Origin of the sequence: Streptomyces sp. NPDC058796 (genome assembly GCF_042745235.1) — a bacterium.
Taxonomy (GTDB): domain Bacteria; phylum Actinomycetota; class Actinomycetes; order Streptomycetales; family Streptomycetaceae; genus Streptomyces.
The window spans coordinates 321,364-347,278 of sequence record NZ_JBHYOP010000006.1 but is presented as its reverse complement, the minus strand read 5'-3'; the positions used below and the strand labels follow the sequence as shown (position 1 = coordinate 347,278).

Below are 25,915 nucleotides of genomic sequence, written 5' to 3'. Positions count from 1 at the left end.
CTCCGAAGGAAAAGACTTGACCAGTGCATTGATTCAATCAATGTTGACAGACATTGCATCAAGTATGGACAGTGAACTCAAGTCCAGGGAGGCAATCGTGACCGTGAACAGAACCGCACCCGACGCTCCGCTCGTGGAAGTGCCGCGAGGGCTCGCGGGTGTCGTGGTGGCCGACACCGAGGTCGGTGATGTGCGAGGGCGGGAGGGCTTCTACCACTACCGCCAGTACTCGGCCGTCGAGCTCGCCGAGCGCCGGTCCTTCGAGGACGTCTGGCATCTCCTGGTCCACGGTGAGCTGCCGGACGCCCGGCGCGGCGCCGCGTTCGCCGCCGAGACCGCGGCGCTGCGGCGGCTCCCCGGGACGGTGCGCTCGGCACTGCCCGCCATCGCGGCCGCCGGCGGGCGCTCCGGTCCGCTCGCCGGGATGCGCACCGCCCTGTCGCTGCTGGGCGCGGCCCAGGGCTTCGGGCCCGTCTACGACCTGTCGGCCGAGCAGCGCCGCCAGGACACGCTGGTGGCCGCCGCGGCCGTACCGACGCTGCTCACCGCGCTGTACCGGCTGGGACGCGGGCTCCGGCCGGTGGAGCCCCGCGAGGACCTTCCCTACGCCGCCAACTACCTCTACATGCTGACCGGTTCCGAGCCGGACCGGGAACGGGCACGCGCGATCGAACAGTACTTGATCTCCACCATTGACCACGGATTCAACGCGTCAACCTTCACCGCGCGGGTCATCGCCTCGACGGGGGCGGACATCGCGGCCTGCCTGGCAGGCGCGGTGGCGGCCCTGTCCGGCCCACTGCACGGCGGGGCACCCAGCCGCGCGCTGGACACCCTGGACGCGATCGGCACGCCCGACCGCATCGACTCCTGGATCCGTGAACGCGTGCTCGCCGGCGACCGCATCATGGGCTTCGGCCACGCCGTCTACCGCACGGAGGATCCACGCTCGCGGATGCTCCGCGAGGTGGCGCGCCGGTTCGGCGGCCCGCGCGTGGAGTTCGCCGTCGAGGTGGAGCGGCGGGTCGAGGCGATCCTCGCGGAACTGAAACCGGGGCGCGAGCTGCACACGAACGTCGAGTTCTACGCGGGCGTGGTCATGGAACTGTGCGGTCTGCCGCGCGAGATGTTCACGCCGACCTTCGCGGCGGCGCGCGTGGTGGGCTGGAGCGCGAACATCCTGGAACAGGCGCGGGACTCGAAGATCATCCGCCCTGCGGCGCGGTATGTGGGGCCGGGCGCGCCGGTTGGAGTGCCCGCGGCGGGCTGAGCAGGCGAGCGGCCTGGTGCCGTTCGGGCGCCAGGCCTCAGCGTGGGGCGCCGAGTGGGGGCGGTGCCGTGGCGAACAGCATGCCCGCCGCGGCGGAGCCGAACCTCCCCGTGATCCTTATCCGTGTGACCATGTCAACACCCGAATCAGACGACCGCCCGCCGGTCGTCGAGTGCGGGACGGCTGACGGGGACCGGCGAGCGATGGGCGGCGCCGGCCGCCTCCAGAGTGCCGAGCCGCGCTGATCGGCGGGGAGGCGGAGAGGAGGCGCGCGGAGGGAAGCGAGGGTCGCACACTCCGGCACCTTGTCCAGACATCTGCCCAGCGAGTGGCGCTAACAATCGTTCACGCCGCGCCGGCCGCAGCGGCTCGTATCCTGATCAGGCAATTCCGTACGTGGGTGTACGCCCTGCCACGGGCCGGCGTACGCGTGGTGGAGAGAGAGGTCGCACGGTGGGGCAGCGCCCGACTCCGCAGCAGATCCCGGTCGTCGTACTCGCCGGATTCCTCGGCTCCGGGAAAACGACACTCCTCAACCACCTCCTGCACCGCAGCGGAGGCAGCCGTATCGGCGCCATCGTCAACGACTTCGGGTCGATCGAGATCGACGCGATGGCCGTGGCCGGCGCACTCGGCGACTCCACCGTGTCGCTCGGCAACGGCTGCCTGTGCTGCGCCGTCGACGCGACGGAACTCGACGGGTACCTGGAGCGGCTCGCGCGGCCGGAGGCCGGCATCGACGTGATCGTCGTCGAGGCCAGCGGCCTCGCCGAGCCACAGGAACTCGTGCGCATGCTGCTCGCCAGCGACCAGCCTCGCGTCGTCTACGGCGGGCTGGTCGAGGTCGTCGACGCCGCCGAGTTCGACGACACGCGCGCGAAGCACCCCGAGATCGACCGGCATCTGGCGCTCGCCGACCTGGTCGTCGTCAACAAGACCGACCGGGCCCCGGACGCCGAGCGCGTGCTCGCGCTCGTCCGCTCGCTCGCCGACCGCGCCGCCGTCGTGCCCGCGACCTACGGCCGTATCGATCCCGAGTTCCTCTACGACTGCCGCCCGAGCGAGGAGCGCGTGGGGCAACTGTCCTTCGACGACCTGCACGACCACTCCGCGCACGGCGCGTACGCCGAGCACCTGCACGCCGCCTACGACACCCTGTCGTTCGTCTCCGACCTCCCGCTCGACCCCCGCGGGCTCATGCGGTTCCTCGACAGCCGTCCCGAGGGCCTGTACCGGATCAAGGGCTACGTCGACTTCGGCCCGTACGACTCGCGCAACCGCTACGCCGTCCACGCCGTCGGGCGCTTCCTGCGCTTCTATCCGGAGCCCTGGCCCCCCGGCGAGCCCCGCCGCACCCAGCTCGTGCTCATCGGCTCGGGCGTCGACGCCCCCGCCCTGGACGGGCAACTCGACGCGTGCCGCAGGGGCGACGACGCCCCGCCGGCCGACGAGCACGGCATGTGGGGCGTCCTGCGCTACGTGCCGGACCCCGAGGGAGCGGAGCAGAGCGGCGAGGAGCCGCCGCTCACGCCCTGATCACACCCTGCCTCGTCGTCAGGCCGGACCCGCCACCACCGACACCGTCTTCGGCAGCGACACGCCCGAGCCGTCGCGGCGCGGGTCGATCTCCGGGAGCTGGGCCGGGGAGCCGTTCTTCTGCGCGGCGAGCGCCGGGACGGCGCCGGCCCAGGCGAACGCCAGGCAGTCCTCGCCCTTCAGGAACCGCTGGCAGCGCACGCCGCCCGTGGCGCGGCCCTTGCGCGGGTACTGGTCGAAGGGGGTGAGCTTGGCCGTGGTCTGGACGGAGTCGTCCAGCGTGCCGCGCGACCCGGCGACCGTGAAGACCACCGCGTCCGCGGCCGGGTCCACCGCCGTGAAGGAGATGACCTTGGCGCCCTCGGCGAGCTTGATGCCCGCCACGCCGCCCGCCGCACGGCCCTGCGGACGGACCTGGGAGGCCTGGTAGCGCAGCAGTTGAGCGTCGTCGGTGATGAAGACCAGGTCCTCCTCGCCGGTGCGCAGCTCGGCACCGCCGACGATCCGGTCGCCGTCCCTGAGGGTGATGACCTCCAGCTCGTCCTTGTGGGACGGGTAGTCGGGCACCACCCGCTTGACCACGCCCTGTTCCGTGCCGAGCGCCAGCCCCGGTGAGGACTCGTCCAACGTGGTCAGGCAGATGACCGTCTCGTCGTCCTCCAGGGACACGAACTCCGCGAGCGGCGCGCCGCCCGAGAGGTTCGGTGTCGGCATGGACTCGGGGAGCTGGGGCAGGTCCACCACGTTCACCCGCAGCAGCCGCCCGCCGGAGGTCACCACGCCCACCTCACCGCGGGCCGTGGCCGGCACCGCCGAGACGATCAGGTCGTGCTTGACCCGCTTGGCCTTGGCGTCCGTGACCAGGGGCTCGTCGTTCACCGTCCGGGCGAGCAGGCCGGTCGAGGACAGCAGCACCCGGCACGGGTCGTCCGCCACCTGCAGCGGAACGGCGGCCACGGGGGCTCCGGACGACTCCAGCAGGACCGTGCGGCGGTCGGTGCCGAACTTCTTGGCGACGGCGGCCAGTTCGGCCGAGACCAGCTTGCGCAGCTCCGCGTCCGAGTCGAGGATCCGGGTCAGCTCCTCGATCTCCGCGTTGAGCCGGTCCTTCTCGGCCTCCAGCTCGATGCGGTCGTACTTGGTGAGCCGGCGCAGCGGTGTGTCCAGGATGTACTGGGTCTGGACCTCGCTCAGCGAGAAGCGCTCCATCAGGCGCTGCTTGGCCTCGGCGGAGTTCTCGCTGGAGCGGATGAGGCGGATGACCTCGTCGATGTCCACCAGCGCGACGAGCAGGCCCTCGACCAGGTGCAGGCGGTCCCGGCGCTTGCCGCGGCGGAACTCGCTGCGGCGCCGTACGACGTTGAAGCGGTGGTCGAGGTAGACCTCCAGCAGCTCCTTGAGGCCCAGGGTGAGCGGCTGGCCGTCCACCAGGGCGACGTTGTTGATGCCGAAGGACTCTTCCATCGGCGTCAGCTTGTAGAGCTGTTCGAGGACCGCCTCGGGCACGAAGCCGTTCTTGATCTCGATGACCAGGCGCAGACCGTGCTCGCGGTCGGTGAGGTCCTTGACGTCCGCGATGCCCTGGAGCTTCTTCGAGCCGACCAGGTCCTTGATCTTCGCGATGACCTTCTCGGGGCCGACCGCGAAGGGCAGCTCGGTGACGACGAGGCCCTTGCGGCGGGCGGTGACGGTCTCCACGGACACCGTCGCGCGGATCTTGAACGTGCCGCGGCCGGTCTCGTAGGCGTCCCGGATGCCGGGCAGGCCGACGATCCGGCCGCCGGTGGGCAGGTCGGGGCCCGGCACGTGCTTCATCAGCGCGTCCAGGTCGGCGTTCGGATACCGGATGAGGTGCCGGGCGGCCGCGATGACCTCGCGCAGGTTGTGCGGCGGCATGTTCGTGGCCATGCCGACCGCGATGCCGGAGGCGCCGTTGACCAGCAGGTTGGGGAAGGCGGCGGGCAGCGCCACCGGCTCCTGCTCCTGGCCGTCGTAGTTCGGGCCGAAGTCGACGGTGTCCTCGTCGATGGACTCCGTCATCAGGCCGGCGGCGTCGGCCATCCGGCACTCGGTGTACCGCATGGCGGCCGGCGGGTCGTCGTTGCCCAGCGAGCCGAAGTTGCCGTGGCCGTCCACCAGGGGCACGCGCATCGAGAAGGACTGGGCCATGCGCACCAGGGCGTCGTAGATCGACGCGTCGCCGTGCGGGTGCAGCTTGCCCATGACCTCGCCGACGACGCGGGCGCACTTCACGTAACCGCGCTCGGGCCTGAGGCCCATCTCGTTCATCTGGTAGACGATGCGGCGGTGCACGGGCTTGAGGCCGTCCCGGGCGTCCGGCAGCGCACGGGAGTAGATGACCGAGTACGCGTACTCGAGGAAGGAGCCCTGCATCTCGTCGACGACGTCGATGTCGAGGATCTTCTCCTCGTACGAGTCGTCGGGCGGCGGGGTCTTCGTACTACGGCGGGCCATCGCTGCCGGCTCCTTGCTGAAGCGTGAACGGTGATCTGACGCGGTCCATTGTGGACCGCGGCACTGACAGCGACCGACCAGGACCCGTCACGGGCTGCCCGGCCCGGCGCTGCCCGCAGGGTACGCCCTCGTCCCGCACACCCGTCCCCGGGCCGCCGACCCCGTTCTCGCTCTCGGCGTACGCGGACCGGGAACTCCACCGGCCGCCCGCACGCTTGCATACAGTGGCAGGATCGGCAGGATCGGCGGAATTCCGCAGTTCCGGCCAATGTTTCCACCCAGCTGATCCCACTCAGCATTCCGCGATCGAAGGGACGTACATGCCCATGGGTCACACGGCCACAGCCCAGGCAGACTCCGGCGGCCTGACAGCGACCGAGCACCGCCTGGCCAACGGCCTGCGCGTGGTGCTCTCCGAGGACCACCTGACCCCGGTCGCGGCGGTGTGCCTCTGGTACGACGTCGGCTCGCGCCACGAAGTCAAGGGACGTACCGGCCTGGCTCACCTTTTCGAGCACCTCATGTTCCAGGGCTCCGCCCAGGTCAAGGGCAACGGCCACTTCGAACTGGTGCAGGGCGCCGGCGGCTCGCTCAACGGCACCACCAGCTTCGAGCGCACCAACTACTTCGAGACCATGCCCGCCCACCAGCTGGAGCTCGCCCTCTGGCTGGAGGCCGACCGCATGGGTTCGCTGCTGGCCGCCCTGGACGACGAGTCCATGGAGAACCAGCGCGACGTCGTCAAGAACGAGCGCCGCCAGCGCTACGACAACGTCCCCTACGGCACCGCCTTCGAGAAGCTCACCGCCCTCGCCTACCCGGAGGGCCACCCCTACCACCACACGCCGATCGGCTCGATGGCCGACCTCGACGCGGCGACCCTGGAGGACGCGCGGGCGTTCTTCCGCACGTACTACGCGCCGAACAACGCGGTGCTGTCCGTCGTCGGTGACATTGACCCCGAGCAGACGCTCGCCTGGATCGAGAAGTACTTCGGATCCATCGCCTCGCACGACGGCAAGCAGCCCCCGCGCGACGGCTCGCTGCCCGACATCATGGGCGAGCAGCTGCGCGAGGTCGTCGAGGAGGAGGTCCCGGCCCGCGCCCTGATGGCGGCCTACCGCCTGCCGGAGGACGGCACGCGCGCGTGCGACGCCGCCGACCTGGCCCTCACCGTCCTGGGCGGCGGCGAGTCCTCCCGCCTCTACAACCGGCTGGTGCGCCGCGACCGCACGGCCGTCGCCGCCGGGTTCGGCCTGCTGCGGCTCGCCGGAGCGCCCTCCCTGGGATGGCTGGACGTGAAGACGTCCGGTGACGTGGAGGTGCCGGTCATCGAGACCGCCATCGACGAGGAGCTCGCCCGGTTCGCCGAGGAGGGCCCGACGGCCGAGGAGATGGAGCGCGCCCAGGCACAGCTGGAGCGCGAGTGGCTGGACCGCCTGGGCACCGTCGCCGGCCGCGCCGACGAACTGTGCCGGTACGCCGTCCTGTTCGGCGACCCCCAGCTCGCCCTCACCGCCGTGCAGCGGGTGCTCGAGGTGACGGCCGAGGAGGTCCAGGAGGTCGCCAAGGCCCGCCTGCGCCCCGACAACCGCGCGGTGCTCGTCTACGAGCCCACCGCCCCCGCCGACGAGACCCCCGCCGACGCGGACGACGCCACCGACGAGAACGAGGAGGCGGCCAAGTGACCGAGCTCGCCACCATGGACTTCCACCCCCAGCCGCAGGGCGGCGAGCCCAAGCCGTGGGCGTTCCCGGCCCCCGAGCGCGGCAGCCTCGACAACGGCCTCACCGTGCTGCACTGCCACCGGCCCGGCCAGCAGGTCGTCGCCGTGGAGGTGCTCCTCGACGCGCCCCTGGACGCCGAGCCCGCCGGACTCGACGGCGTCGCCACCATCATGGCGCGCGCCTTCTCGGAGGGCACCGACAAGCACTCCGCCGAGGAGTTCGCCGCCGAGCTGGAGCGTTGCGGCGCCACCCTCGACGCCCACGCCGACCACCCCGGCGTCCGGCTGAGCCTGGAGGTGCCCGCCTCGCGCCTCGCCAAGGCGCTCGGCCTGCTCGCCGACGCCCTCAGGGCGCCCGCGTTCGCGGACGGTGAGGTCGAACGCCTGGTCCGCAACCGGCTCGACGAGATCCCGCACGAGCTGGCCAACCCGGCCCGCCGCGCGGCCAAGGAACTCTCCAAGGAGCTGTTCCCGGCCGGCTCGCGCGTGTCGCGCCCGCGCCAGGGCACCGAGGAAACGGTGGCGAACGTCGACTCCGCCGCCGTACGGGCCTTCTACGAGAAGCACGTGCGTCCCGCCACGGCCACCGCGGTGGTCGTCGGCGACCTCACCGGCATCGACCTCGGCGCGCTGCTCGGCGACACCCTGGGCGGGTGGACCGGTTCCGCCGCCGAACCGCGCCCCGTGCCCCCGGTGACCGCCGACGACCGGGGCCGGGTCGTCATCGTGGACCGTCCCGGCGCCGTCCAGACGCAGCTGCTGATCGGCCGCACCGGTGCCGACCGGCACGACCGGGTCTGGCCCGCGCAGGTGCTCGGCACCTACTGCCTCGGCGGCACCCTCACCTCCCGCCTGGACCGCGTGCTGCGCGAGGAGAAGGGCTACACCTACGGCGTGCGGGCGTTCGGGCAGGTCCTGCTCTCCGCGCCCGACGGCACCGGTGCCGCCATGCTCGCCATCAGCGGATCCGTCGACACCCCCAACACCGGCCCCGCGCTGCAGGACCTGTGGACGGTGCTGCGCACGCTCGCGGAAGGCGGACTCACCGACGCCGAACGCGACGTCGCCGTGCAGAACCTGGTGGGTGTGGCGCCGCTGAAGTACGAGACGGCGGCGGCCGTGGCGAGCACGCTGGCCGACCAGGTCGAGCAGCACCTGCCCGACGACTACCAGGCCGCGCTCTACCGCCAACTCGCCGCCACCGGCACCGTGGAGGCCACGGCGGCGGTCGTGAACGCCTTCCCGGTGGACCGCCTGGTGACGGTGCTCGTCGGCGACGCCGCGCAGATCAAGGCGCCCGTCGAGGCCCTCGGCATCGGTGAAGTCACCGTGGTGTCGGCCGAGTAGCGCCGCGCGCGCGTGGTGGCCCTGGTGACCCGAGTGTCACCAGGGCCACCGTTTGTCCGAATTGAGGGAGAGACAGCCTGTCTGCCCTGTGGCATGCGCTACAAAAAGCCTGTTGCGTTTGAGGATTGAAGGCAACCGCGCTTAGCGTCTTCCGGGCTGTTCGTCAGGCAGTACGCCGCACCCGCGGCACCGGACAGCCATCGCCGAGTCCCCGTACGGCGCGAGCCAGGGGAGCCGGGGACCCATCGCAGTCCCTGGGGTGAATCGGACGCCCGCGCGTGCAGCGAGGGGGTCCGTAGGAGACCTTCCACCTCCGAACCCGTCAGCTAACCCGGTAGGCGAGAGGGAAGGAAAGGACCAGCCTCTACATGGCGTTCACGCGCGCCACCGGGAAGCACCGCCGTCCCAGCCGGATGCACCGCACCACCGCCCGCGCGGCGGGAGTCGCGGCCCTCGCCACCACCGGCGTCGTCGGCACCCTCGCCGCACCGGCGCTCGCCGCCGAGTCCGAGGCGGAGCAGACCGGGATCACCCCGGTCGTCTCCATCGGCGACTCCATAGCCGACGAGATCGACGCGCAGGCCGCCGCCCAGGAGCAGGCCGCCCAGCTCGCCGCCGCCCGTGAGGCGGCCCAGGAGGCCGCGCGGGAGCGGGCCGCCGAAGCGGCCGAGGAGGCGCGCGAGGCCAAGGAGCGCGCCGCGCGGGAGGCCGAACGCGAGCGACTCAACACCTTCGTGTCGCCGATCACCGCCTCGTACGTCTCCACCGCCTACCGGGCCGGCAGCTCCCTGTGGTCCTCCGGCAGCCACACCGGCATCGACTTCCACGCCTCCACCGGCACCACCGTGCACGCCGTCGGCGTTGGCACCGTCGTCGAGGCCGGCTGGGGCGGGGCGTACGGCAACCAGGTCGTGATCAAGATGCACGACGGCACGTACACGCAGTACGGCCATCTGTCGTCCATCGGCGTCTCGGTGGGCCAGTCGGTCTCCGCCGGCCAGCAGATCGGCCTCTCCGGTGCCACCGGCAACGTCACGGGACCGCACCTGCACTTCGAGGCCCGTACGGGCGCCGAGTACGGCTCGGACATCGACCCCGTCGCCTACCTCCGCTCCCACGGCGTCAACGTCTGACGACGGACCGCTGACGGCAAGGTCCTGGAGAGGCCCCGGCTCCCCGAGCCGGGGCCTTTCCCATTTCCGCGTGCGGTCGCGGAACACGACCGCTGTCCAAAAAATGGCCATGAAATCCGACCCGGCGTCGGAATATCCGCCCGCCTGGCCTAGAGTCACCGAACACGCGTCAATCGTCGACGTCTCACGGGGATTAAGGCGGAGGTCGGGCATGCGTATTCCGGCGCACTCGGTGTGCACGGCGATCCGGGACGACATCGTCGCCGGTGTCCACGCGCGCGGCGGCCGCCTCACCGAGGAACTCCTCGCCCGCCGTTACGGAGTCTCCCGCGTCCCCGTCCGCGAGGCCCTGCGCACGCTGGAGGCCGAGGGCTTCGTGGTGACCCGGCGGCACGCGGGTGCGTGCGTCGCGGAACCCACCGAACAGGAGGCCGCCGACCTGCTGGAGACCCGTGCCCTCCTGGAACCCCTGGGTGCCGCACGGGCCGCCCGGCGCCGCACCGAGGCCCACCTCAAGGTCCTGCGCGGGCTGGTCAGGCTGGGTCAGGAACGCGCCGGGCAGGGCCACGGCGAGGACTTGCGCGCACTGGACGGATGGTTCCACGAGACCCTCGCCCAGGCCGCCGGCAGTCCCTCCCTGGCATCCCTGCTGACCCAGTTGCGCCGCAAGATCGCCTGGATGTACTCCGTGGCGGCGCCGGCTGATCAGGCGGGCTGCTGGGCGGAGCACGGCGCGATCACCGACGCGGTGGCCCGGGGGGACGGCGAGCGCGCGCGGGCGCTCATGGCACTGCACACCGAGCGGTCCGCTCCCGCGTACCGACTGCGGTTCGCCCCCGAGGGCGAGCGGACCGAGGGTGTGAGGAATTCGCAACGTGCCGTAAACACGCCGAGCCCGCGGTATTAACACGCGGCCCGTATACAAGAGGTATTCATCGGAGGCGTTTTCCGTTGCCTCCGAATGTCCTCGAAAAGCGGTGGCGCGATCCCTGGATGGGAAGAGAAAGGCCCGCCCGGTGCTCCGGGCGGGCCGTTCGGTCTTCCTCTTTCCGTCGGTCAGACGGTCTCGGGAAGCTCCTCGAGGCCCTCGGAGACCAGCTTCGCCAGCCGGTCCAGGGCGGCGTCCGCGCCCTCGGCGTCGGACGCGAGGACGATCTCCTCGCCGCCCTGGGCGCCGAGGCCGAGGACGGCCAGCATGGAGGCCGCGTTGACGGGGGAACCGTCGGCCTTGGCGATCGTGACCGGGACGCCTGTGGCCGTGGCGGCTCGGACGAAGATGGAGGCGGGGCGGGCGTGGAGGCCCTCGGCCCAGCCGACGTTGACGCGGCGCTCAGCCATGTGATGCTGCCCTTCAGGTGTTCAAGATTTCGTGTTGTCTAGACCAGTCTTGTCTAGACCAGTTTCCCACATCGTGAAGCGTGCCGGGACGGCACCGCGCGCCGCCCCGCGTGATCGTCGGACCGCGGCCTCGGCCCGACCTTCCGTCCTCCACAGACTGCCTCGCGCCGTTGTCGTACGCGAGCCGTACTCTGGGGCCCATGCAGACCTCGTCGGACCGGCACGAGTATCCCGCCCACTGGGAGGCCGACGTGGTGCTGCGCGACGGCGGCACCGCGCGCGTCCGCCCCATCACCGTTGATGACGCCGAGCGCCTGGTCAGCTTCTACGAGCAGGTCTCCGACGAGTCGAAGTACTACCGCTTCTTCGCGCCGTACCCTCGCCTGTCCGCCAAGGACGTCCACCGCTTCACGCACCACGACTTTGTGGACCGGGTGGGACTCGCGGCCACCGTCGGCGGCGAGTTCATCGCCACCGTACGCTACGACCGGATCGGCGCCGGCGGAGCGCCCGCCACCGCGCCCGCCGACGAGGCCGAGGTCGCCTTCCTCGTCCAGGACGCCCACCAGGGGCGCGGCGTGGCCTCCGCGCTGCTGGAGCACATCGCCGCCGTCGCCCGGGAGCGCGGCATCCGTCGCTTCGCCGCCGAGGTGCTGCCCGCCAACACCAAGATGATCAAGGTGTTCATGGACGCCGGGTACACCCAGAAGCGCAGCTTCGAGGACGGCGTGGTCCGCCTGGAGTTCGGTCTCGAACCGACCGGCCGCTCGCTGGCCGTGCAGTACGCGCGCGAGCAGCGCGCGGAGGCGCGTTCCGTGCAGCGGCTGCTGAGGCCGGGCTCGGTGGCGGTCGTCGGCACCGGCCGCACGCCGGGCGGGGTCGGCCGCAGCATTCTGGGCAACATCCGGGACGCGGGCTACACCGGTCGGCTGTACGCCGTGAACAAGGCCTTCCCCGAGGACCGGAAGGAGGTCGACGGGGTGCCCGCGTGCCGCTCGGTGCGGGACATCGACGGGCCGGTCGACCTCGCCGTCGTCACGGTTCCCGCCGAGCGTGTCCCCGAGGTCGTCACCGAGTGCGGCGAGCACGGCGTGCAGGGCCTGGTGGTGATCTCCGCCGGGTACGCCGACAGCGGCCCCGAGGGACGCGACCGCCAGCGGGCCCTCGTGCGGCAGGCGCGCACGTACGGCATGCGGATCATCGGACCCAACGCCTTCGGGATCATCAACACCTCCGCGGACGTGCGGCTGAACGCCTCCCTCGCCCCCGAGACGCCCCGCCCCGGCCGGATCGGCCTGTTCGCCCAGTCGGGGGCCATCGGCATCGCCCTGCTCTCCCGGCTGCACCGGCGCGGCGGCGGAGTCACCGGCGTCACAGGGGTGTCGACCTTCGTCTCCTCGGGCAACCGGGCCGACGTCTCCGGCAACGACGTCCTCCAGTACTGGTACGACGACCCGGAGACCGACGTCGCGCTGATGTACCTGGAGTCCATCGGCAACCCCCGCAAGTTCACCCGCCTCGCCCGGCGCACGGCGGCCGTCAAACCCCTGGTCGTGGTGCAGGGGGCCCGGCACGGGGGCGTGGCGCCCCAGGGACACGCCGTACGGGCGACGCGGCTCCCGCACGCGACGGTCTCCGCGCTGCTCCGGCAGGCGGGTGTGATCCGGGTCGACACGATCACCGACCTGGTCGACGCGGGGCTGCTGCTCGCCCGCCAGCCGCTGCCGCCCGGGCCGAGGGTGGCCATCCTGGGGAACTCCGAGTCCCTGGGCCTGCTCACGTACGACGCGTGTCTCTCCGAAGGGCTGCGCCCGCACCCCCCGCTGGACCTGACGACGGCCGCCTCGGCGGACGACTTCCACGCGGCTCTGTCCCGCGCCCTGGCCGACGACACGTGCGACGCCGTGGTGGTGACCGCGATCCCGACGGTGGGGGAGGGATCGGCCGGGGACGCCGCGCTGGCGGCGGCTCTGCGGTCGGCGGCCGCCGCGGTGCCGGCCAAGCCGGTCCTCGTGGTCCACGTGGAACTGGGCGGCCTGGCGGAGGCCCTCTCGGCAGCGGCGAGCACGGCACCGCAGGCGCTCCAGCCGACGGAGCCGCGGACGGGGCCCACGGAACCGGGGGCCGGCGACCTCGCGGGCACCCAGAGCGGTGGGCCTCGGGCCACTGGCTCCTCGGCCCCGGGGACCGCCGGGCCGGGTGAGTCTGGGGCTACCACGTCCTCGGACCGGCGGTCCACCCCGTCCGCGGACCCGCAGACCACCGCGCCCACGACCCCCCGGACGACTGGATCCACGGCCCCGCACCCCGGCGAGCCCGGGACCACCGCGTCCACGGAGCCTCGCCCCCCTGCACCCACCGCCGAACCACGAGCCGCCACTGCCCGACCCCCCGCGCCGCCCGCCAGGTCGCAGCCGCCCACCCCGCCCGCGCCCGGCACTTCTGCGCAGGGCCCCCTCCCGGCGGACGCCCCTCCTCACGGCACCCGCCTCATCCCCGCCTACCCCGCCGCCGAACGCGCCGTCCGGGCCCTCGCCCATGCCGTCGCCTACGGCCAGTGGCGGCGCGACGCCGCCGACCCCGGCAAGGTGCCGGAGTACGAGGACATCGACGAGAAGGGCGCAGCCGGACTGATCGCCGGGCACCTCGCGCGCGGGCAGGGGCTCACCCTCGGTGACGCGGAGACCTGCGAGCTGCTCGCCAGGTACGGCATCCACGTCCACCGCGCCCTGCCCGCCCCCACCCCCGACGACGCGGTCGCCGCCGCGCGCACCATCGGCTACCCCGTCGCCCTCAAAGCCACCGCCCCGCACCTGCGCCACCGCGCCGACCTGGGCGGCGTACGCCTCGATCTGGCGGACGAGGAGCAACTGCGCCGGGCGTACGCCGAGTTGACCGAGCTGTTCGGAACGCCCGCCGAGCTGCGCCCGGTGGTCCAGGGCATGGCCCCGCGCGGTGTCGACACCGTCGTACGGGCCGTCATCGACCCGGCGGCCGGCGCCGCGCTCTCCTTCGGGCTCGCCGGGGCGGCCACCCAGCTGCTCGGCGACATGGCGCACCGGCTGATCCCGGTCACCGACCGTGAGGCGAACTCGCTCATCCGCTCGATCCGCACGGCACCCCTCCTCTTCGGCTGGCGAGGCTCGGCCCCGGTGGACTCCGCCGCCCTGGAGGAGTTGCTGCTACGGGTCTCCCGGCTGGTCGACGACCATCCGGAGGTCGTCGCGGTCACCCTGGAACCGGTCGTGGTCGCACCGCGCGGCCTGAGCGTCCTCAGCGCCTCCGTCCGCCTCGCGCCCCCTCCCGCCAGGGACGACCTCGGCCCGCGCACCCTGCCCGCGTACTGACCGAGCACCGCCCGGGACGGGTGCCGCACAGGCGTCCCGCGCAGTCAGTGGGCCCCCGTAGGATGGACGGCATGGCCAAGACCAGTACGACGACCCAGGGGCTGCGAGCGGCGATCGAGCGCAGCGGCTACTACCCGGCCCTCGTGGCCGAGGCGGTGGAGGCCGCCGTGGGCGGCGAGCCCGTGCGGTCGTACCTGGTCCACCAGGAGACGACATTCGACCAGAACGAGGTGCGCCGGCACGTGACCGTGCTCGTGCTCACCGGCAACCGCTTCATCGTCAGCCACACCGACGAGCAGGCCGCCGACGACACCTCCCCGACGCCGTACGCCACGACGTCCACGGAGTCCGTGAAGCTCGGCCGGATCTCGTCCATCGTCGTCAGCCGCGTGGTCGCCAACCCGGAGCAGTACAAGCCGGGCACCCTGCCCCGCGAGATCGTGCTCACCATCGGCTGGGGCGCCGTCTCCCGCCTCGACCTGGAGCCCGCCGCCTGCGGTGACCCCAACTGCGAGGCCGACCACGGCTACACCGGCAGCTCGACCGCCGACGACCTGAGCCTGCGGGTCAGCGAGGCCGGGGACGGCCCCGAGACGGTGCGCCAGGCGCTCGCCTTCGCGCAGGCCCTCTCCGAGGCGACGGCGGACACCCGCTGATGGTCCAGCCCGCCGCCTGGGACACCGACCCGGAACCGCTCCCCGTCGACTCCGCCCCCGTACCCGAGTACGGCAGCGGATCCCTCGCCGACCTGCTGCCCACCCTGGCCGCCGGCCTCGGCGTCCCCGGCACGACCGCGGGCATCACCGAACTGACCCCCGCCGACCGCAACTGCGTGTTCCTGATCGACGGCCTCGGCTGGGAGCAGCTGCGTGCCCACCCCGGGGACGCCCCGTTCATGAGCTCGCTCCTGAGCAGCTCACGCGGCGGCACCGGACGTCCGATCACCGCCGGCTACCCGGCGACCACCGCGACCTCTCTCGCCTCCGTCGGCACCGGCCTGCCGCCGGGCGCCCACGGCCTGCCCGGCTACACGGTGCGCAATCCGGACACCGGCGAGCTGATGAACCAGCTGCGCTGGCAGCCGTGGACGGCGCCGGGCGCCTGGCAGCCGTACCCCACCGTCTTCGAGCTCGCCCACCGCGCGGGAGTGCACGCGGCCCAGGTCTCCTCCCCGACCTTCGCGAACACCCCGCTGACCAAGGTCGCGCTCAGCGGCGGCGCGTTCCACGGCCGGCTGTCCGGCGAGGACCGGATGGATCTCGCCGCCGAGCAGCTGGCCGGCGCCGACCGCGCCCTCGTCTACACCTACTACGCCGAGGTCGACGGCGCCGGACACCGCTTCGGCGTCGACTCCGACACCTGGCGCGGCCAGCTCGCCCACGTCGACCGGCTCGTGCAGCGCCTCGCCGAGCAGCTGCCGCCGCGCAGCGCCCTGTACGTCACCGCCGACCACGGCATGATCGACGTGCCCTTCGACGAGGACCACCGCATCGACTTCGACGAGGACTGGGAGCTGAAGGCAGGCGTCGCCCTCCTCGGCGGCGAGGGCCGCGCCCGGCACGTGTACGCGGTCCCGGGCGCGCACAACGACGTGCTGACCTGCTGGCGCGAGGTGCTCGGCGAGCAGTTCTGGGTGGCGTCGAGGGACGAGGCGATCGAGGCGGGCTGGTTCGGCCCGCGCATCGACGACCGGGTGTACGACCGCATCGGCGACGTGATCGCCGCCGCGCGGGACGACGTCCTGCTCATCGCCTCGGAACGGGAGCCGAAGGAATCCTCGATGGTCGGCAACCACGGGTCGATGACCCCCGCCGAGCAACTCGTCCCGCTGCTCGAAGTACGCTCCTGACCCCTCGCCTCCGCTCCACCGACCCCGATGCCGAAAGGTGCTCAACCCCTCATGCCCGAGCTGGTGTTCTTCTCCGGAACGATGGACTGCGGGAAGTCGACACTGGCTCTCCAGATCGAGCACAACCGCTCCGCACGCGGCCTGGCCGGCATGATCTTCACCCGGGACGACCGTGCGGGCGAGGGCAAGCTCTCCTCGCGCCTCGGCCTGGTCACCGACGCGGTGGAGGTCGAGGACGGCCAGGACCTGTACGCCTACCTCGTCGACCACCTCTCCCAGGGCGGACGTGCGGACTACGTGATCGCGGACGAGGCGCAGTTCCTCGCGCCGGAGCAGATCGACCAGCTCGCGCGCGTGGTCGACGACCTCGGCGTCGACGTGTACGCCTTCGGCATCACCACCGACTTCCGCTCCAAGCTGTTCCCCGGCTCCCAGCGCCTGGTCGAACTCGCCGACCGCGTCGAGGTGCTCCAGGTCGAGGCCCTGTGCTGGTGCGGCGCCCGTGCCACGCACAACGCCCGGACGGTCGGCGGGGTCATGGTCGTCGAGGGTGCCCAGGTGGTCGTCGGCGACGTCGCCCGGTCCGCCGACGAGGTCGGCTACGAGGTGCTGTGCCGCCGCCACCACCGGCGCCGGATGACGGCGGCGACGTCCCGCGCGGCGGCGCTGTCACCGGACGTGCTGCCGGTGTCCTCCGCCTGACCGCCCGACCGCCAGGCCTCAGGCGACTCGGGTTCCCGCGCCGCTCACCCGCACCCGCCGGTCACCCGCGCGCAGCGTGACCGTGAGCTCGCCGGGCCGGCCCAGGTCCTCGCCCTGGTACAGGGTGAGGACGGTGTCCTCGGGTACGAGACCGAGCTCCCGGGCGTACGCGCCGAACGCGGCGGCCGCGGCGCCGGTCGCCGGGTCCTCGACGACGCCGCCGACGGGGAACGGGTCACGGACGTGGAAGACGGTGGCCGACTCACGCCACACCAGCTGGACCGTGGTCAGGTCCAGGCGGTGCATCAGGGCTTCCAGACGCGCGAAGTCGTACGCCAGGTCCGCGAGGCGGGCGCGCGTCGCCGCCGCGAGCACGAGATGGCGCGCGCCGGCGAACGCGATCCGGGGCGGGAACGCCGGGTCGAGATCGACGGCCGGCCAGCCGAGCGCCGCGAGCGCCTCCGCGAGGTCGGTGTCGGCGATCTCCTCGACGTGCGGCGCCACGCTGGTGAGCGTGGCGCGGAGCGCCCCGGCCTCCTCGGTGACCTCCACCGGTACGGTGCCGGCGCGCGTCGCGAACACCAGCTCCCCGGGCCCGATCCGCTCGGCCAGCGCGACGGCGGCCGCGACGGTGGCGTGGCCGCAGAACGGCACCTCGGCCCTGGGACTGAAGTAGCGGATCCCGTACGCCCGCCCCTCCTGGCCACCGAGCCCTTCCGGGGGCGCGGTCAGGAACGCGCTCTCCGAGTACCCGAGTTCGGCGGCGACGGCCAGCATGTCGCCGTCGTCGAGGCCGGCGGCGTCCAGTACGACACCGGCAGGGTTCCCGCCGTCGGGGGTGCCGGAGAAGGCGGTGTAGCGAAGAACCTCGGGCCGCGTTGCATTCGTCGTCATGCTCGCGGCAACAGCGGGCCGTCCAGGGCTATTCCGGCCGCGAAAGCACCTGTCGGTCACCCACGCGGGCGTGGTTCCCGGTGGTGGTCCGGGGCGTCCGTGCCCCGGGGCGGCCCGCCCTGGAGCACCGCGAACCGCGCCCCCTCCGGATCCGCCACCATCGCCACCCGGCCGTGGACGGTGCCCCCGGCCGGTTCGAGGACGTGGCCGCCCAGCGCCGTGAGGTGCTCCAACGACTCCTCCGCGTCGGCCACCTGGAAGTACGTCACCCAGTGCGGCCCCCGGTCGCGCGGCAGGGCGCCCCCGACGCCGTGGATGCCGGCGACGGGGCGGACGTCGAGCCGCAGGGTCACGTAGTCCCGGTCGGCGGGGTCCTCCGGGACCAGTTCGAAGCCGAACACGGTCTCGTAGAACTTGGCGACACTCGCGGACTCGTACGTCATCAGCTCGTTCCACGCCGGTGTGCCGGGCACTCCCGTGACGGCCGTGCCGAGGTGGGCCGCCGCCTGCCAGATGCCGAAGACGGCCCCTGCGGGGTCGGAGCCGATGGCCAGGCGGCCGGCCTCGCCCGCGTCCAGCGGCCCCACACCGATGGTGCCACCGCACAGGCGTACCGTTTCGGCCGTCCGGTCGACGTCGTCGGAGGCGAAGTAGGGCGTCCAGGCGATGGGGAGGTGCCGGTCCGGGGGCAGTTGGCCGATGCCGGCCACCTCACGCCCGCCGAGCAGCGCCCGTGCGTAGGGGCCCAGTTGCTGGGGGCCGGGCTGGAACTCCCAGCCGAACAGAGCTCCGTAGAAGTCGTGGGTCGCGGCCGGCCCGTGCACCATCAGACTCACCCAGCAGGGTGTGCCGGGTGCGCGCCGGGCGTTCGTCTCGCCGTTCCGGCCGGCCGACCCCCGTGCGTCGCTCATCGTCACTCTCTTCTCGGCCCTTCGCGGGCCGTGCGTCCGCTTCCGCTCCGACGGACCTTCGCGCCGATGCCGGCACCGCACCCGGTGCCGGGCGCTTTCAGGCGTGCCCGCCGGGGCAGGCCGGCTGTCCCGGGTGGTACAGCATGTGCTCGAACCCGTACGCCTCGTGATCGGTGCTGTCCGGCGGGCAGAGTAGCCCGACAGCGGCGCGGCGGCCACTCGGTACGCCAGGATGGAGCCATGAACGCCATCATCTCCGCATCCGAACTCGCCGACGAACTGGCGGGCGGGGACCCGCCCGCTCTGCTCGACGTCCGCTGGCAGCTGAGCACGGCCAAGGCCGCCGGTGCCCCGCCGTTCGACGGCCGGGCCGAGTACGCCGCCGGGCACCTTCCAGGTGCGGTCTTCGTCGACCTGGACAAGGAGCTCGCCTCCCCTCCGGGCGCCGGCGGCCGGCATCCGCTGCCGGACCTGGCGGAGTTCGGCGCGGCGATGCGCAGGGCGGGCGTTTCGGCGGGCCGGCCCGTCGTCGTGTACGACGGCGGACAGGGGTGGGCGGCGGCCCGCGCCTGGTGGCTGCTGCGCTGGACGGGTCACCCGAACGTGCGGGTCCTCGACGGCGGGTTGCCGGCCTGGGAGGCGCCGTTGTCGACGGAGGTCCCCGTCCCCGCGGAAGGCGACTTCACGCCGCAACCGGGCGCGGCGGGCCTGCTGGACGCCGACGGGGCGGCCGCACTCGCCCGGTCCGGCGTGCTGTTCGACGCCCGCGCGGGGGAGCGGTACCGGGGCGAGGTCGAGCCGATCGACCCGGTCGGAGGTCACATCCCGGGCGCCGTGTCGGCGCCCACGACGGACAACGTGGCGGCTGACGGCCGCTTCCTGCCGGCTGACGAACTCCGCGCACGCTTCGAGTCCCTCGGCGCCGACGGGAACGGTGCGGTGGGCGTGTACTGCGGCTCGGGCGTGTCAGGCGCCCACGAGGTGCTGGCGCTGGCGGTGGCGGGCATCCCGGCGGCGCTGTACGTCGGCTCGTGGTCGCAGTGGTCGGCGGACCCGGAGCGACCGGTTGCCGTGGGACCCGATCCTCAGTAGGGCTGCCGGGCCGGACGGTCGGCGCAGACCGCTCGACGAGTCAGGGGCGCACCCCACGCGGGGTGCGCCCCTGACTCGTCGAGCCTCGTCGGGCGGAGAGGCCCGTCTACTCCTGCTTCTTCCGCCGCGTCCCGAACACGATCTCGTCCCAGCTGGGAACCGCCGCCCGGCGGCCCGGCCGTACTCCGTCGGCCTCGGCCTGGCGGTCGGTGGAGCCGGTGAGGCGGTCGCGGTGGCTGCCCACGGAGCGGGGCATGAGCACGTCGGCGTAGGCGGAACCGGCCGACGCGGCGGGGGCCGGAGGCTCCTCCACCTCGGGCTCCTCGACCGGCTCCTCAGCCGGTTCGGGCGCGCGCTCGGGCACCACCAGGTCGCCCCGGAAGCTGGGCACCGCCTCCAGCAGACTGGTGAGCGAGTCGCGCTCGCGTTCGGCCGAGGCCGTGGCCGCGGTCTCCTCGGCCGGCTCCGACGGCGGGGGCAGGCTCGGCCGCTCCCGCTGCTCCCGGTCGAGCGTGCGGTCCAGCGGCCGGTCGCGCGGCAGCCGGGCGATGCGCGGGACGAACGGGAAGCTCGGCTCGGGCGCGGCGAGGTCGTCGGTCTCGCCGATCAGCGTGCGCGCCTCCGCGTCGACGGCCTGGACGAGGCGTCTGGGCGGGTCGTACGTCCAGCTCGCCGAGTGGGGTTCGCCCGCCACCAGGTAGACCAGCAGGACCTCCCAGGTGCCGTCGTCGCGGCGCCAGGAGTCCCACTGCACCGTGTCCTTGTCGGCGCCGCGCAGCAGCAGCCGCTCCTGGACGGCCTCACCGAGGGGCGGCCCCGAGTTCTCGCCGGGACGGCGGACGGGGGTCTTGCGGGCCCGCTCCGCCATGAAGGCGCGCTCGGCGAGCACGGGACCCTCGAAGCGCCGTACGCGGTCGACGGGGATGCCCGCCATCTGGGCGACCTCTTCCGCGGTCGCGCCGGCACGTATGCGCGCCTGGATGTCGCGGGGGCGGAGATGGCTCTCCACCTCGATCTCGATCTGGCCGAGGCGGGGACGGTCGCCGCGCACGGCGGCCCGGAGCCGCTCGTCGATCGGAAGCGTGTACTCCGTGCTGTCCGCAGCCTTCAGCACCAGCCGTGTGCCGTCATTCGAGACGGCCACGACACGCAGTTCGGGCATGGGGACCTCCCGGGTGGTGCCTGCCGACGTCACGTGCGTCGCTGCTTCCGCTCTGTCGAGTGTGGCCTGCCCGGGTGCAGCCTGCCACAACCTTGCCGAGTTGCCCGGCGTGTCGGGCACGGGCCCTGGATCGCCGTTATGGCACGGTTACCTGTTCGCAACGCTGAGTGACGACTTTCGTCACCCTGTGCAACTAGCCCCCTCCCGGCGGTCCTTCGCGGTCCCGGACCCCCTGACGGGAGACCGGACCCAGGGCTCGCAACAGTACTCCATTCGGGCCACGTGCGTGGATTGGCGCGCCGCCCAACTTCTGGCAAGAGGTGACGCTTGGCCGCCCCTGACGGGTTTTCCGTGATCTTGGCGTGGCGTACTTCACGCAATCACCAGAAACGGAACTAATGGTTTCGACCGCTCGTCCCTTTCTCGTGCAGTTGATCGATCGCGTACGGGAAAGACAGGCAAGGTCCGGGAATGCGTGAAAAGCCCGATGTCGCAGGCGAGACGGATGCGCGAACGGAGGTGCGATCCAGGCGAATCGACCTGAGCGTGCCCCAGGTCGCGGGCAGTGCACTGGCCGCGGTGGTGGCCGCCAAACTCGCCTCCTCCTTCGGCGTGTACGGCACCATCCTCGGAGCCGGACTGATCAGCGTCATCGCCACCTGCGGAGGCTCGGTCCTCCAGCACTTCTTCAAGCGCACCGGCGAGCAGTTGCGGGTCAAGCGCACCGTCGGCCTGCGGGCCGCACCGGCGACGGGTGCCGGGCCTGCCATGGCCCAGGGAGAGTTCACCGCGGGCACCCTCTACCGCGCGCGGACCCGAGGCTGGAAACGCCCCCTGGTCGCGGCGGCCCTCGTCTTCGGCGTCACCATGGCCGGGATCACCGCGTACGAACTCGCCTCCGGCGAGACCCTGAGCGGCGGCCACAGCACCACCGTCGGCAGCGCTTTCTCCGGCCACAACAAGGCCGGTTCCGGCGCGGGGGAGCCGGACGATTCCGGCGGCGGCTCCGGAGACGGACAGGAGCACGAGGACTCCGGCGGCTCCGGTGACCCGGGGAAGTCGGGCTCCGGCGGCGACACCCCGGCGGCCACCCCGTCCGGAACTCCGGGCGGCACCGGCGGCGACACTTCGCCGGACGGTACCTCCGAGGAGGACGGCGGTACGGCGGCCAGCCCGACACCCACCCCGGACGCCACCGGGGACGACGGCTCGGGCGACGCCGCGAGCCCGGCCCCCGACGCCTCGGCTACGGTCCCAGAACCCGGCGCAAGTAGTCGTTCCGGAACAGCCGGTCAGGGTCAAGACGGTCCCGCAGCGCCGTGAACTCGCCGAAGCGCGGATACACCCGGGAGAAGTACTCGGCGTCCCTGGTGTGCAGCTTGCCCCAGTGAGGCCGGCCCTCGTGGGCCGTGAAGATGCGCTCGGCCGCGGTGAAGTACGCCTGGTAGGGCGTCCCCCGGAACATGTGGACGGCGATGTACGCGCTGTCGCGGCCCGAGGCGGTGGACAGCGTTATGTCGTCCGCCGGGGCCGTGCGCACCTCGACCGGGAAGCTCACCCTCAGGCGTGACCGGTCCACCATGGTCTTCAGTTCACGCAGGGTCTCGGCCACGGCCTCGCGCGGAACGGCGTACTCCATCTCCACGAACCGCACCCGGCGCGGGGATGTGAAGACCTTGTAGGGAGTGTCCGTGTACGTCCGCGCGGAGAGCGCCCTGCTGGAGATCCGGGCGATCGCCGGGACGGTGGCGGGCGCCGCGCGGCCGACCCAGTTGGCCGCCTGGAAGACGCCGTTGGACAGGAACTCGTCCTCGAACCAGCCCTTCAGCCGGCCCACCGGCTGCTCGGGACCCGCGCTGCGGTTGTTGCGCTTGGTGTTCGTGTTCCCGGTGTGCGGGAACCAGTAGAACTCGAAGTGCTCGTTCTCGGCCCACAGTTCGTCGAACTCGGCCAGGACCCGCTCGAAGGGCATCGGTTCCTCGCGGGCCGTGAGCAGGAAGACCGGCTCGACGGCGAAGGTGATCGCGGTGACGACGCCGAGCGCCCCCAGGCCGATCCGGGCGGCGGCGAAGACCTCGGGGTTCTCCCGCTCGGAACAGGTCAGCACCGACCCGTCCGCGGTGACCATCTCCAGGCCCCGGATCTGGGCGGCGACGGAGGCGGAGTCGCGGCCGGTGCCGTGCGTGCCGGTGCTGGTGGCCCCGGACACCGTCTGCTCCATGATGTCGCCCATGTTCGTCAGCGACAGGCCCTCCCGAGCGAGGGCCAGGTTGAGGCGCTTGAGCGGGGTACCGGCCTCGACCGTGACGGTCATCGCCTCGCGGTCGATGCGGCGGATCCCGGTCAGCAGGTGCGGGCGTATGAGCACGCCGTCCGTGGCCGCTATGGACGTGAAGGAGTGGCCGGTGCCGACGGCCTTGACCCGCAGCCCCTCGGCGGCCGCCCCGCGGACGGCCTCGGCCAGTTCCTCGACGGAGGCCGGAGTGGCCTCCCGCGCGGGGCGCGCGGAGACGTTGCCGCCCCAGTTACGCCATGTGCCGTTCTTCCCGCTCGCCGTCCCGCGTGCCGTGCGTGTGCTGCTCAACGGTCCCTCCCCGACGCTGAGCCGGCCGCTTGAGCCGGCGGTACCCGAGGAAACCGACCGCGACCGCGACGGCACCGGCCACCGCCGGAACCCCGTACCCGGCACGCGCCCCGGAGGCGTCGATCACCCAGCCGCCCGCGGAGGAGCCGAGGGCGACGCCGACCGCCAGGCCGGTGCTCACCCAGGTCATGCCCTCGGTGAGCTGCGTGCGTGGTACGTGCTGGTCGATGAGGGACATCGTCGTGATCATCGTGGGAGCGATGGACAGACCCGCAACGAACAGCGCCGCGGCCAGAAACAGCAGGTTTCCGACCAGTAGGAGGGGGATCATACTCACGGCCATCGCACAGACGCCCAGGAGCCAGCGGCGCTCGGGCGGTCCGGCGAAGCGCAGCAGCCCGAAGATCATGGCCGCGGTGCACGATCCCGCCGCGTACAGGGCGAGTACGAGACTGGCGGCGGCCTTGTGGCCCTCCTCCTCGGCGAAGGCGACGGTGACCACGTCGACGGACCCGAAGATCGTCCCCGTCGCCACGAAGGTGGCGACCAGGACCTGGAGCCCCCGGGAGCGCAGCGCGGTGCCGCCGCCCTTCTCCTCGCGCGGGTGCGGCTCGGGCTCGGTGGCGCGCTGCGAGGTCAGCCAGAAGACGCCCGTCGCCAGGAAGCAGGCGGCCAGCAGCGGCCCGGCCTCCGGGAACCAGGCCGTGGACAGCCCGATGGAGATGATCGGCCCGAAGATGAAGCAGACCTCGTCCACCACGGACTCGAACGAGTACGCGGTGTGCAGCCGCGGGGTGCCCCGGTACAGCGCCGCCCAGCGGGCGCGGACCATCGCGCCGAGGCTGGGCACGCAGCCGATGCCGACGCAGGCCACGAACAGCACCCAGTCCGGCCACCCGTAGTGCGCGGCCGGCAGCAGCACGGCCGCCGCGGTCAGCGACACCAGGGTCGCCGGGCGCAGCACCCGCCGCTGGCCGTACCGGTCGACCAGGCGGGAGACCTGCGGTCCGGCCACGGCGGCGGCGAGCGCGATGGTGGCCGACAGGGCACCGGCCAGCCCGTACCGCCCGGTGAGCTGCGAGATCATCGTCACCACGCCGATGCCCATCATCGACAGCGGCATCCTGCCGAGGAAGCCCGCGGTCGAGAATGCCTTGGTGCCGGGGGCGGCGAACAGGGCGCGGTAGGGACTGGGCAACGCGGTCTCCGGGAACGGCTCAGTGGAGTGCTCGGTAAGGTCCGAACGCAGTTGATACAGATTACTCGTGCAGACGCGCGGGAAACACCCTCGCAGGGCACCCGGAAAGACTCCGCGAAGACGCCGCAGGACGTCCGGGAGCACGTCCACGGTCGTTGCGAGACGCGCGGCGGGGCCCCGCCGTTGGTCGGTTGTCAGTGGCGGGTGGCAGGATCGAGACATGCCAGACGTGCTCGACGCAAGCCCCTACGACTCCCTGCTCCTGCTCTCGTTCGGCGGCCCGGAGGGCCCCGACGACGTGGTCCCGTTCCTGGAGAACGTGACCCGCGGGCGGGGCATCCCCAAGGAACGCCTCAAGGAAGTCGGCCAGCACTACTTCCTCTTCGGCGGGGTCAGCCCCATCAACGACCAGAACCGCGCCCTGCTGGACGCCCTGCGCAAGGACTTCGCCGAGCACGGCCTGGACCTGCCGGTCTACTGGGGCAACCGCAACTGGGCGCCGTACCTGACGGACACCCTGCGCGAGATGGTCCGCGACGGACGCCGCCGCGTCCTGGTCCTCACCACCAGCGCCTACGCCTCGTACTCGGGCTGCCGCCAGTACCGCGAGAACCTCGCGGACGCGCTCGCCGCCCTGGAGGCCGAGGGCTTGGAGCTGCCGAGGATCGACAAGCTGCGGCACTACTTCAACCACCCGGGTTTCGTCGAGCCCATGGTCGACGGTGTCGTCCGGTCCCTCGCCGAGCTGCCCGAGGAGGTGCGGGACGGCGCGCACATCGCCTTCTGCACCCACTCGATCCCCAACTCCGCCGCGGACACCTCCGGACCGGTCGAGGACCACGGGGACGGCGGGGCGTACGTACGCCAGCACCTGGACGTCGCCCAGGTGATCGCCGACGCCGTCCGCGAGCGCACCGGCGTCGACCACCCGTGGCAGCTCGTGTACCAGTCGCGGTCCGGCGCCCCCCACATCCCGTGGCTGGAGCCCGACATCTGCGACCACCTGGAGGAGCGCCGCGCGGCCGGCGCCCCCGCCGTGGTGATGGCACCCATCGGCTTCGTCTCCGACCACATGGAGGTCCTGTACGACCTTGACACGGAGGCCACGGCCAAGGCGGAGGAGCTGGGGCTGCCGGTGCGCCGCTCGGCCACCGTGGGCGCCGACCCGCGGTTCGCCGCCGCGGTCCGCGACCTCGTGCTGGAGCGGGCCGGCGACGAGCGAGGCCGGGAAGTCGCACCGTGCGCCCTCGGCGCGCTCGGCGCGAGCCACAACCTGTGCCCGGTCGGCTGCTGCCCCGCCCGCGCCCCCCGCCCCGCCGCCGCGGGCGCCGACAGCCCTTACGCGTGAGGA

At 72.6% G+C, this 25,915-nt stretch carries 20 protein-coding genes and 1 riboswitch; of the genes, 13 read left to right on the top strand and 7 right to left on the bottom strand.

All coding sequences use genetic code 11. The features are described 5' to 3' along the window. Positions 1-97: 97 nt before the first annotated feature. Both ACFW47_RS17910 and ACFW47_RS17905 read left to right on the top strand, forming a co-directional pair. A complete protein-coding gene (locus tag ACFW47_RS17910) occupies positions 98-1,270 on the top strand; it encodes a citrate synthase/methylcitrate synthase (protein WP_386276997.1) in 1,173 nt (390 codons plus the stop codon). Positions 1,271-1,723: 453 nt separating this feature from the next. Further along, complete coding sequence (locus ACFW47_RS17905) at positions 1,724-2,806, top strand: CobW family GTP-binding protein (protein WP_386306266.1); 1,083 nt, start codon at positions 1,724-1,726, stop codon at positions 2,804-2,806. 18 nt (positions 2,807-2,824) lie between these two features. Here the strand turns inward: ACFW47_RS17905 and ACFW47_RS17900 are convergent, their stop codons facing one another. Next, positions 2,825-5,281, bottom strand: a complete 2,457-nt coding sequence (locus ACFW47_RS17900; protein WP_386276993.1) for a DNA topoisomerase (ATP-hydrolyzing) subunit A — start codon at positions 5,279-5,281, stop codon at positions 2,825-2,827. 320 nt (positions 5,282-5,601) lie between these two features. Between ACFW47_RS17900 and ACFW47_RS17895 the strand changes: the two genes are divergently transcribed. The 4 genes from ACFW47_RS17895 (at position 5,602) to ACFW47_RS17880 (ending at position 10,394) form a co-directional block, all read left to right on the top strand. Beyond that, on the top strand, positions 5,602-6,969 hold the full coding sequence (locus ACFW47_RS17895) for a M16 family metallopeptidase (protein WP_386276991.1): 1,368 nt from the start codon (positions 5,602-5,604) through the stop codon (positions 6,967-6,969). Beyond that, the gene (locus ACFW47_RS17890) at positions 6,966-8,354 is read left to right on the top strand and encodes a M16 family metallopeptidase (RefSeq protein ID WP_386276989.1); all 1,389 of its coding nucleotides are present in this window, start codon (positions 6,966-6,968) and stop codon (positions 8,352-8,354) included. Before ACFW47_RS17895 ends, ACFW47_RS17890 begins: the two co-directional genes overlap by 4 nt. Positions 8,355-8,545: 191 nt before the next feature. Next, a riboswitch (cyclic di-AMP (ydaO/yuaA leader) is annotated at positions 8,546-8,710 on the top strand. A 12-nt stretch (positions 8,711-8,722) separates the two neighbouring features. Further along, positions 8,723-9,487: a M23 family metallopeptidase gene (locus ACFW47_RS17885; protein ID WP_386276986.1), complete on the top strand. Its 765-nt coding sequence runs from the start codon at positions 8,723-8,725 to the stop codon at positions 9,485-9,487. Between the two features lie 211 nt (positions 9,488-9,698). Next, positions 9,699-10,394 carry a GntR family transcriptional regulator gene (locus tag ACFW47_RS17880; protein ID WP_386276984.1) on the top strand — a complete coding sequence of 232 codons (696 nt, stop codon included), beginning with the start codon at positions 9,699-9,701 and terminating at the stop codon, positions 10,392-10,394. A gap of 149 nt (positions 10,395-10,543) precedes the next feature. On the opposite strand, the gene ACFW47_RS17875 is transcribed toward ACFW47_RS17880, so the two are convergent. After that, positions 10,544-10,825, bottom strand: coding sequence for an HPr family phosphocarrier protein (locus ACFW47_RS17875; RefSeq protein ID WP_019325837.1), 282 nt, complete (start codon positions 10,823-10,825; stop codon positions 10,544-10,546). A gap of 200 nt (positions 10,826-11,025) precedes the next feature. On the opposite strand from ACFW47_RS17875, the gene ACFW47_RS17870 reads away from it, so the two are divergent. The 4 genes from ACFW47_RS17870 (at position 11,026) to ACFW47_RS17855 (ending at position 16,723) form a co-directional block, all read left to right on the top strand. Further along, positions 11,026-14,172, top strand: a complete 3,147-nt coding sequence (locus ACFW47_RS17870) for a GNAT family N-acetyltransferase (RefSeq protein WP_386306264.1) — start codon at positions 11,026-11,028, stop codon at positions 14,170-14,172. A gap of 62 nt (positions 14,173-14,234) precedes the next feature. Then, complete coding sequence (locus ACFW47_RS17865; protein ID WP_019325839.1) at positions 14,235-14,828, top strand: DUF5998 family protein; 594 nt, start codon at positions 14,235-14,237, stop codon at positions 14,826-14,828. Beyond that, positions 14,828-16,021, top strand: coding sequence for an alkaline phosphatase family protein (locus ACFW47_RS17860; RefSeq protein ID WP_386276978.1), 1,194 nt, complete (start codon positions 14,828-14,830; stop codon positions 16,019-16,021). Before ACFW47_RS17865 ends, ACFW47_RS17860 begins: the two co-directional genes overlap by 1 nt. Before the next feature lie 51 nt (positions 16,022-16,072). Continuing rightward, a complete protein-coding gene (locus ACFW47_RS17855) occupies positions 16,073-16,723 on the top strand; it encodes a thymidine kinase (protein WP_386276976.1) in 651 nt (216 codons plus the stop codon). An 18-nt stretch (positions 16,724-16,741) separates the two neighbouring features. On the opposite strand, the gene ACFW47_RS17850 is transcribed toward ACFW47_RS17855, so the two are convergent. After that, positions 16,742-17,617 carry a PhzF family phenazine biosynthesis protein gene (locus tag ACFW47_RS17850; RefSeq protein ID WP_386306262.1) on the bottom strand — a complete coding sequence of 292 codons (876 nt, stop codon included), beginning with the start codon at positions 17,615-17,617 and terminating at the stop codon, positions 16,742-16,744. 56 nt (positions 17,618-17,673) lie between these two features. After that, on the bottom strand, positions 17,674-18,528 hold the full coding sequence (locus ACFW47_RS17845) for a VOC family protein (protein WP_386306260.1): 855 nt from the start codon (positions 18,526-18,528) through the stop codon (positions 17,674-17,676). A 240-nt stretch (positions 18,529-18,768) separates the two neighbouring features. Here ACFW47_RS17845 and ACFW47_RS17840 point away from each other — a divergent pair, with 240 nt between their 5' ends. After that, positions 18,769-19,620: a sulfurtransferase gene (locus tag ACFW47_RS17840; RefSeq protein ID WP_386276970.1), complete on the top strand. Its 852-nt coding sequence runs from the start codon at positions 18,769-18,771 to the stop codon at positions 19,618-19,620. Between the two features lie 106 nt (positions 19,621-19,726). Here ACFW47_RS17840 and sepH read toward each other — a convergent pair whose 3' ends face one another. Continuing rightward, positions 19,727-20,782, bottom strand: a complete 1,056-nt coding sequence (gene sepH / locus ACFW47_RS17835) for a septation protein SepH (RefSeq protein ID WP_386276968.1) — start codon at positions 20,780-20,782, stop codon at positions 19,727-19,729. A gap of 471 nt (positions 20,783-21,253) precedes the next feature. On the opposite strand from sepH, the gene ACFW47_RS17830 reads away from it, so the two are divergent. Further along, positions 21,254-22,105: a hypothetical protein gene (locus ACFW47_RS17830; RefSeq protein ID WP_386276966.1), complete on the top strand. Its 852-nt coding sequence runs from the start codon at positions 21,254-21,256 to the stop codon at positions 22,103-22,105. Here the strand turns inward: ACFW47_RS17830 and ACFW47_RS17825 are convergent. Further along, complete coding sequence (locus tag ACFW47_RS17825; protein ID WP_386276964.1) at positions 22,029-23,366, bottom strand: D-arabinono-1,4-lactone oxidase; 1,338 nt, start codon at positions 23,364-23,366, stop codon at positions 22,029-22,031. The two genes, ACFW47_RS17830 and ACFW47_RS17825, sit on opposite strands and share 77 nt — an antisense overlap. Beyond that, on the bottom strand, positions 23,308-24,564 hold the full coding sequence (locus ACFW47_RS17820; RefSeq protein WP_386276962.1) for an MFS transporter: 1,257 nt from the start codon (positions 24,562-24,564) through the stop codon (positions 23,308-23,310). Before ACFW47_RS17820 ends, ACFW47_RS17825 begins: the two co-directional genes overlap by 59 nt. A 220-nt stretch (positions 24,565-24,784) precedes the next feature. On the opposite strand from ACFW47_RS17820, the gene ACFW47_RS17815 reads away from it, so the two are divergent. Next, the gene (locus tag ACFW47_RS17815) at positions 24,785-25,912 is read left to right on the top strand and encodes a ferrochelatase (protein ID WP_386276959.1); all 1,128 of its coding nucleotides are present in this window, start codon (positions 24,785-24,787) and stop codon (positions 25,910-25,912) included. The last annotated feature ends 3 nt before the right edge of the window (positions 25,913-25,915 follow it).

Excerpts from the sequence above, each read along its gene's own strand:
- ACFW47_RS17845 (WP_386306260.1), bottom strand. The coding sequence starts at position 18,528 with ATGAGCGACGCACGGGGGTCGGCCGGCCGGAACGGCGAGACGAACGCC.
- ACFW47_RS17895 (WP_386276991.1), top strand. The coding sequence starts at position 5,602 with ATGCCCATGGGTCACACGGCCACAGCCCAGGCAGACTCCGGCGGCCTG.
- ACFW47_RS17860 (WP_386276978.1), top strand. The coding sequence starts at position 14,828 with ATGGTCCAGCCCGCCGCCTGGGACACCGACCCGGAACCGCTCCCCGTC.
- ACFW47_RS17900 (WP_386276993.1), bottom strand. The coding sequence starts at position 5,281 with ATGGCCCGCCGTAGTACGAAGACCCCGCCGCCCGACGACTCGTACGAG.
- ACFW47_RS17870 (WP_386306264.1), top strand. The coding sequence starts at position 11,026 with ATGCAGACCTCGTCGGACCGGCACGAGTATCCCGCCCACTGGGAGGCC.
- ACFW47_RS17855 (WP_386276976.1), top strand. The coding sequence starts at position 16,073 with ATGCCCGAGCTGGTGTTCTTCTCCGGAACGATGGACTGCGGGAAGTCG.
- ACFW47_RS17840 (WP_386276970.1), top strand. The coding sequence starts at position 18,769 with ATGAACGCCATCATCTCCGCATCCGAACTCGCCGACGAACTGGCGGGC.
- ACFW47_RS17815 (WP_386276959.1), top strand. The coding sequence starts at position 24,785 with ATGCCAGACGTGCTCGACGCAAGCCCCTACGACTCCCTGCTCCTGCTC.
- ACFW47_RS17875 (WP_019325837.1), bottom strand. The coding sequence starts at position 10,825 with ATGGCTGAGCGCCGCGTCAACGTCGGCTGGGCCGAGGGCCTCCACGCC.
- ACFW47_RS17880 (WP_386276984.1), top strand. The coding sequence starts at position 9,699 with ATGCGTATTCCGGCGCACTCGGTGTGCACGGCGATCCGGGACGACATC.
- ACFW47_RS17830 (WP_386276966.1), top strand. The coding sequence starts at position 21,254 with ATGCGTGAAAAGCCCGATGTCGCAGGCGAGACGGATGCGCGAACGGAG.
- ACFW47_RS17865 (WP_019325839.1), top strand. The coding sequence starts at position 14,235 with ATGGACGGCATGGCCAAGACCAGTACGACGACCCAGGGGCTGCGAGCG.
- ACFW47_RS17850 (WP_386306262.1), bottom strand. The coding sequence starts at position 17,617 with ATGACGACGAATGCAACGCGGCCCGAGGTTCTTCGCTACACCGCCTTC.
- sepH (WP_386276968.1), bottom strand. The coding sequence starts at position 20,782 with ATGCCCGAACTGCGTGTCGTGGCCGTCTCGAATGACGGCACACGGCTG.
- ACFW47_RS17885 (WP_386276986.1), top strand. The coding sequence starts at position 8,723 with ATGGCGTTCACGCGCGCCACCGGGAAGCACCGCCGTCCCAGCCGGATG.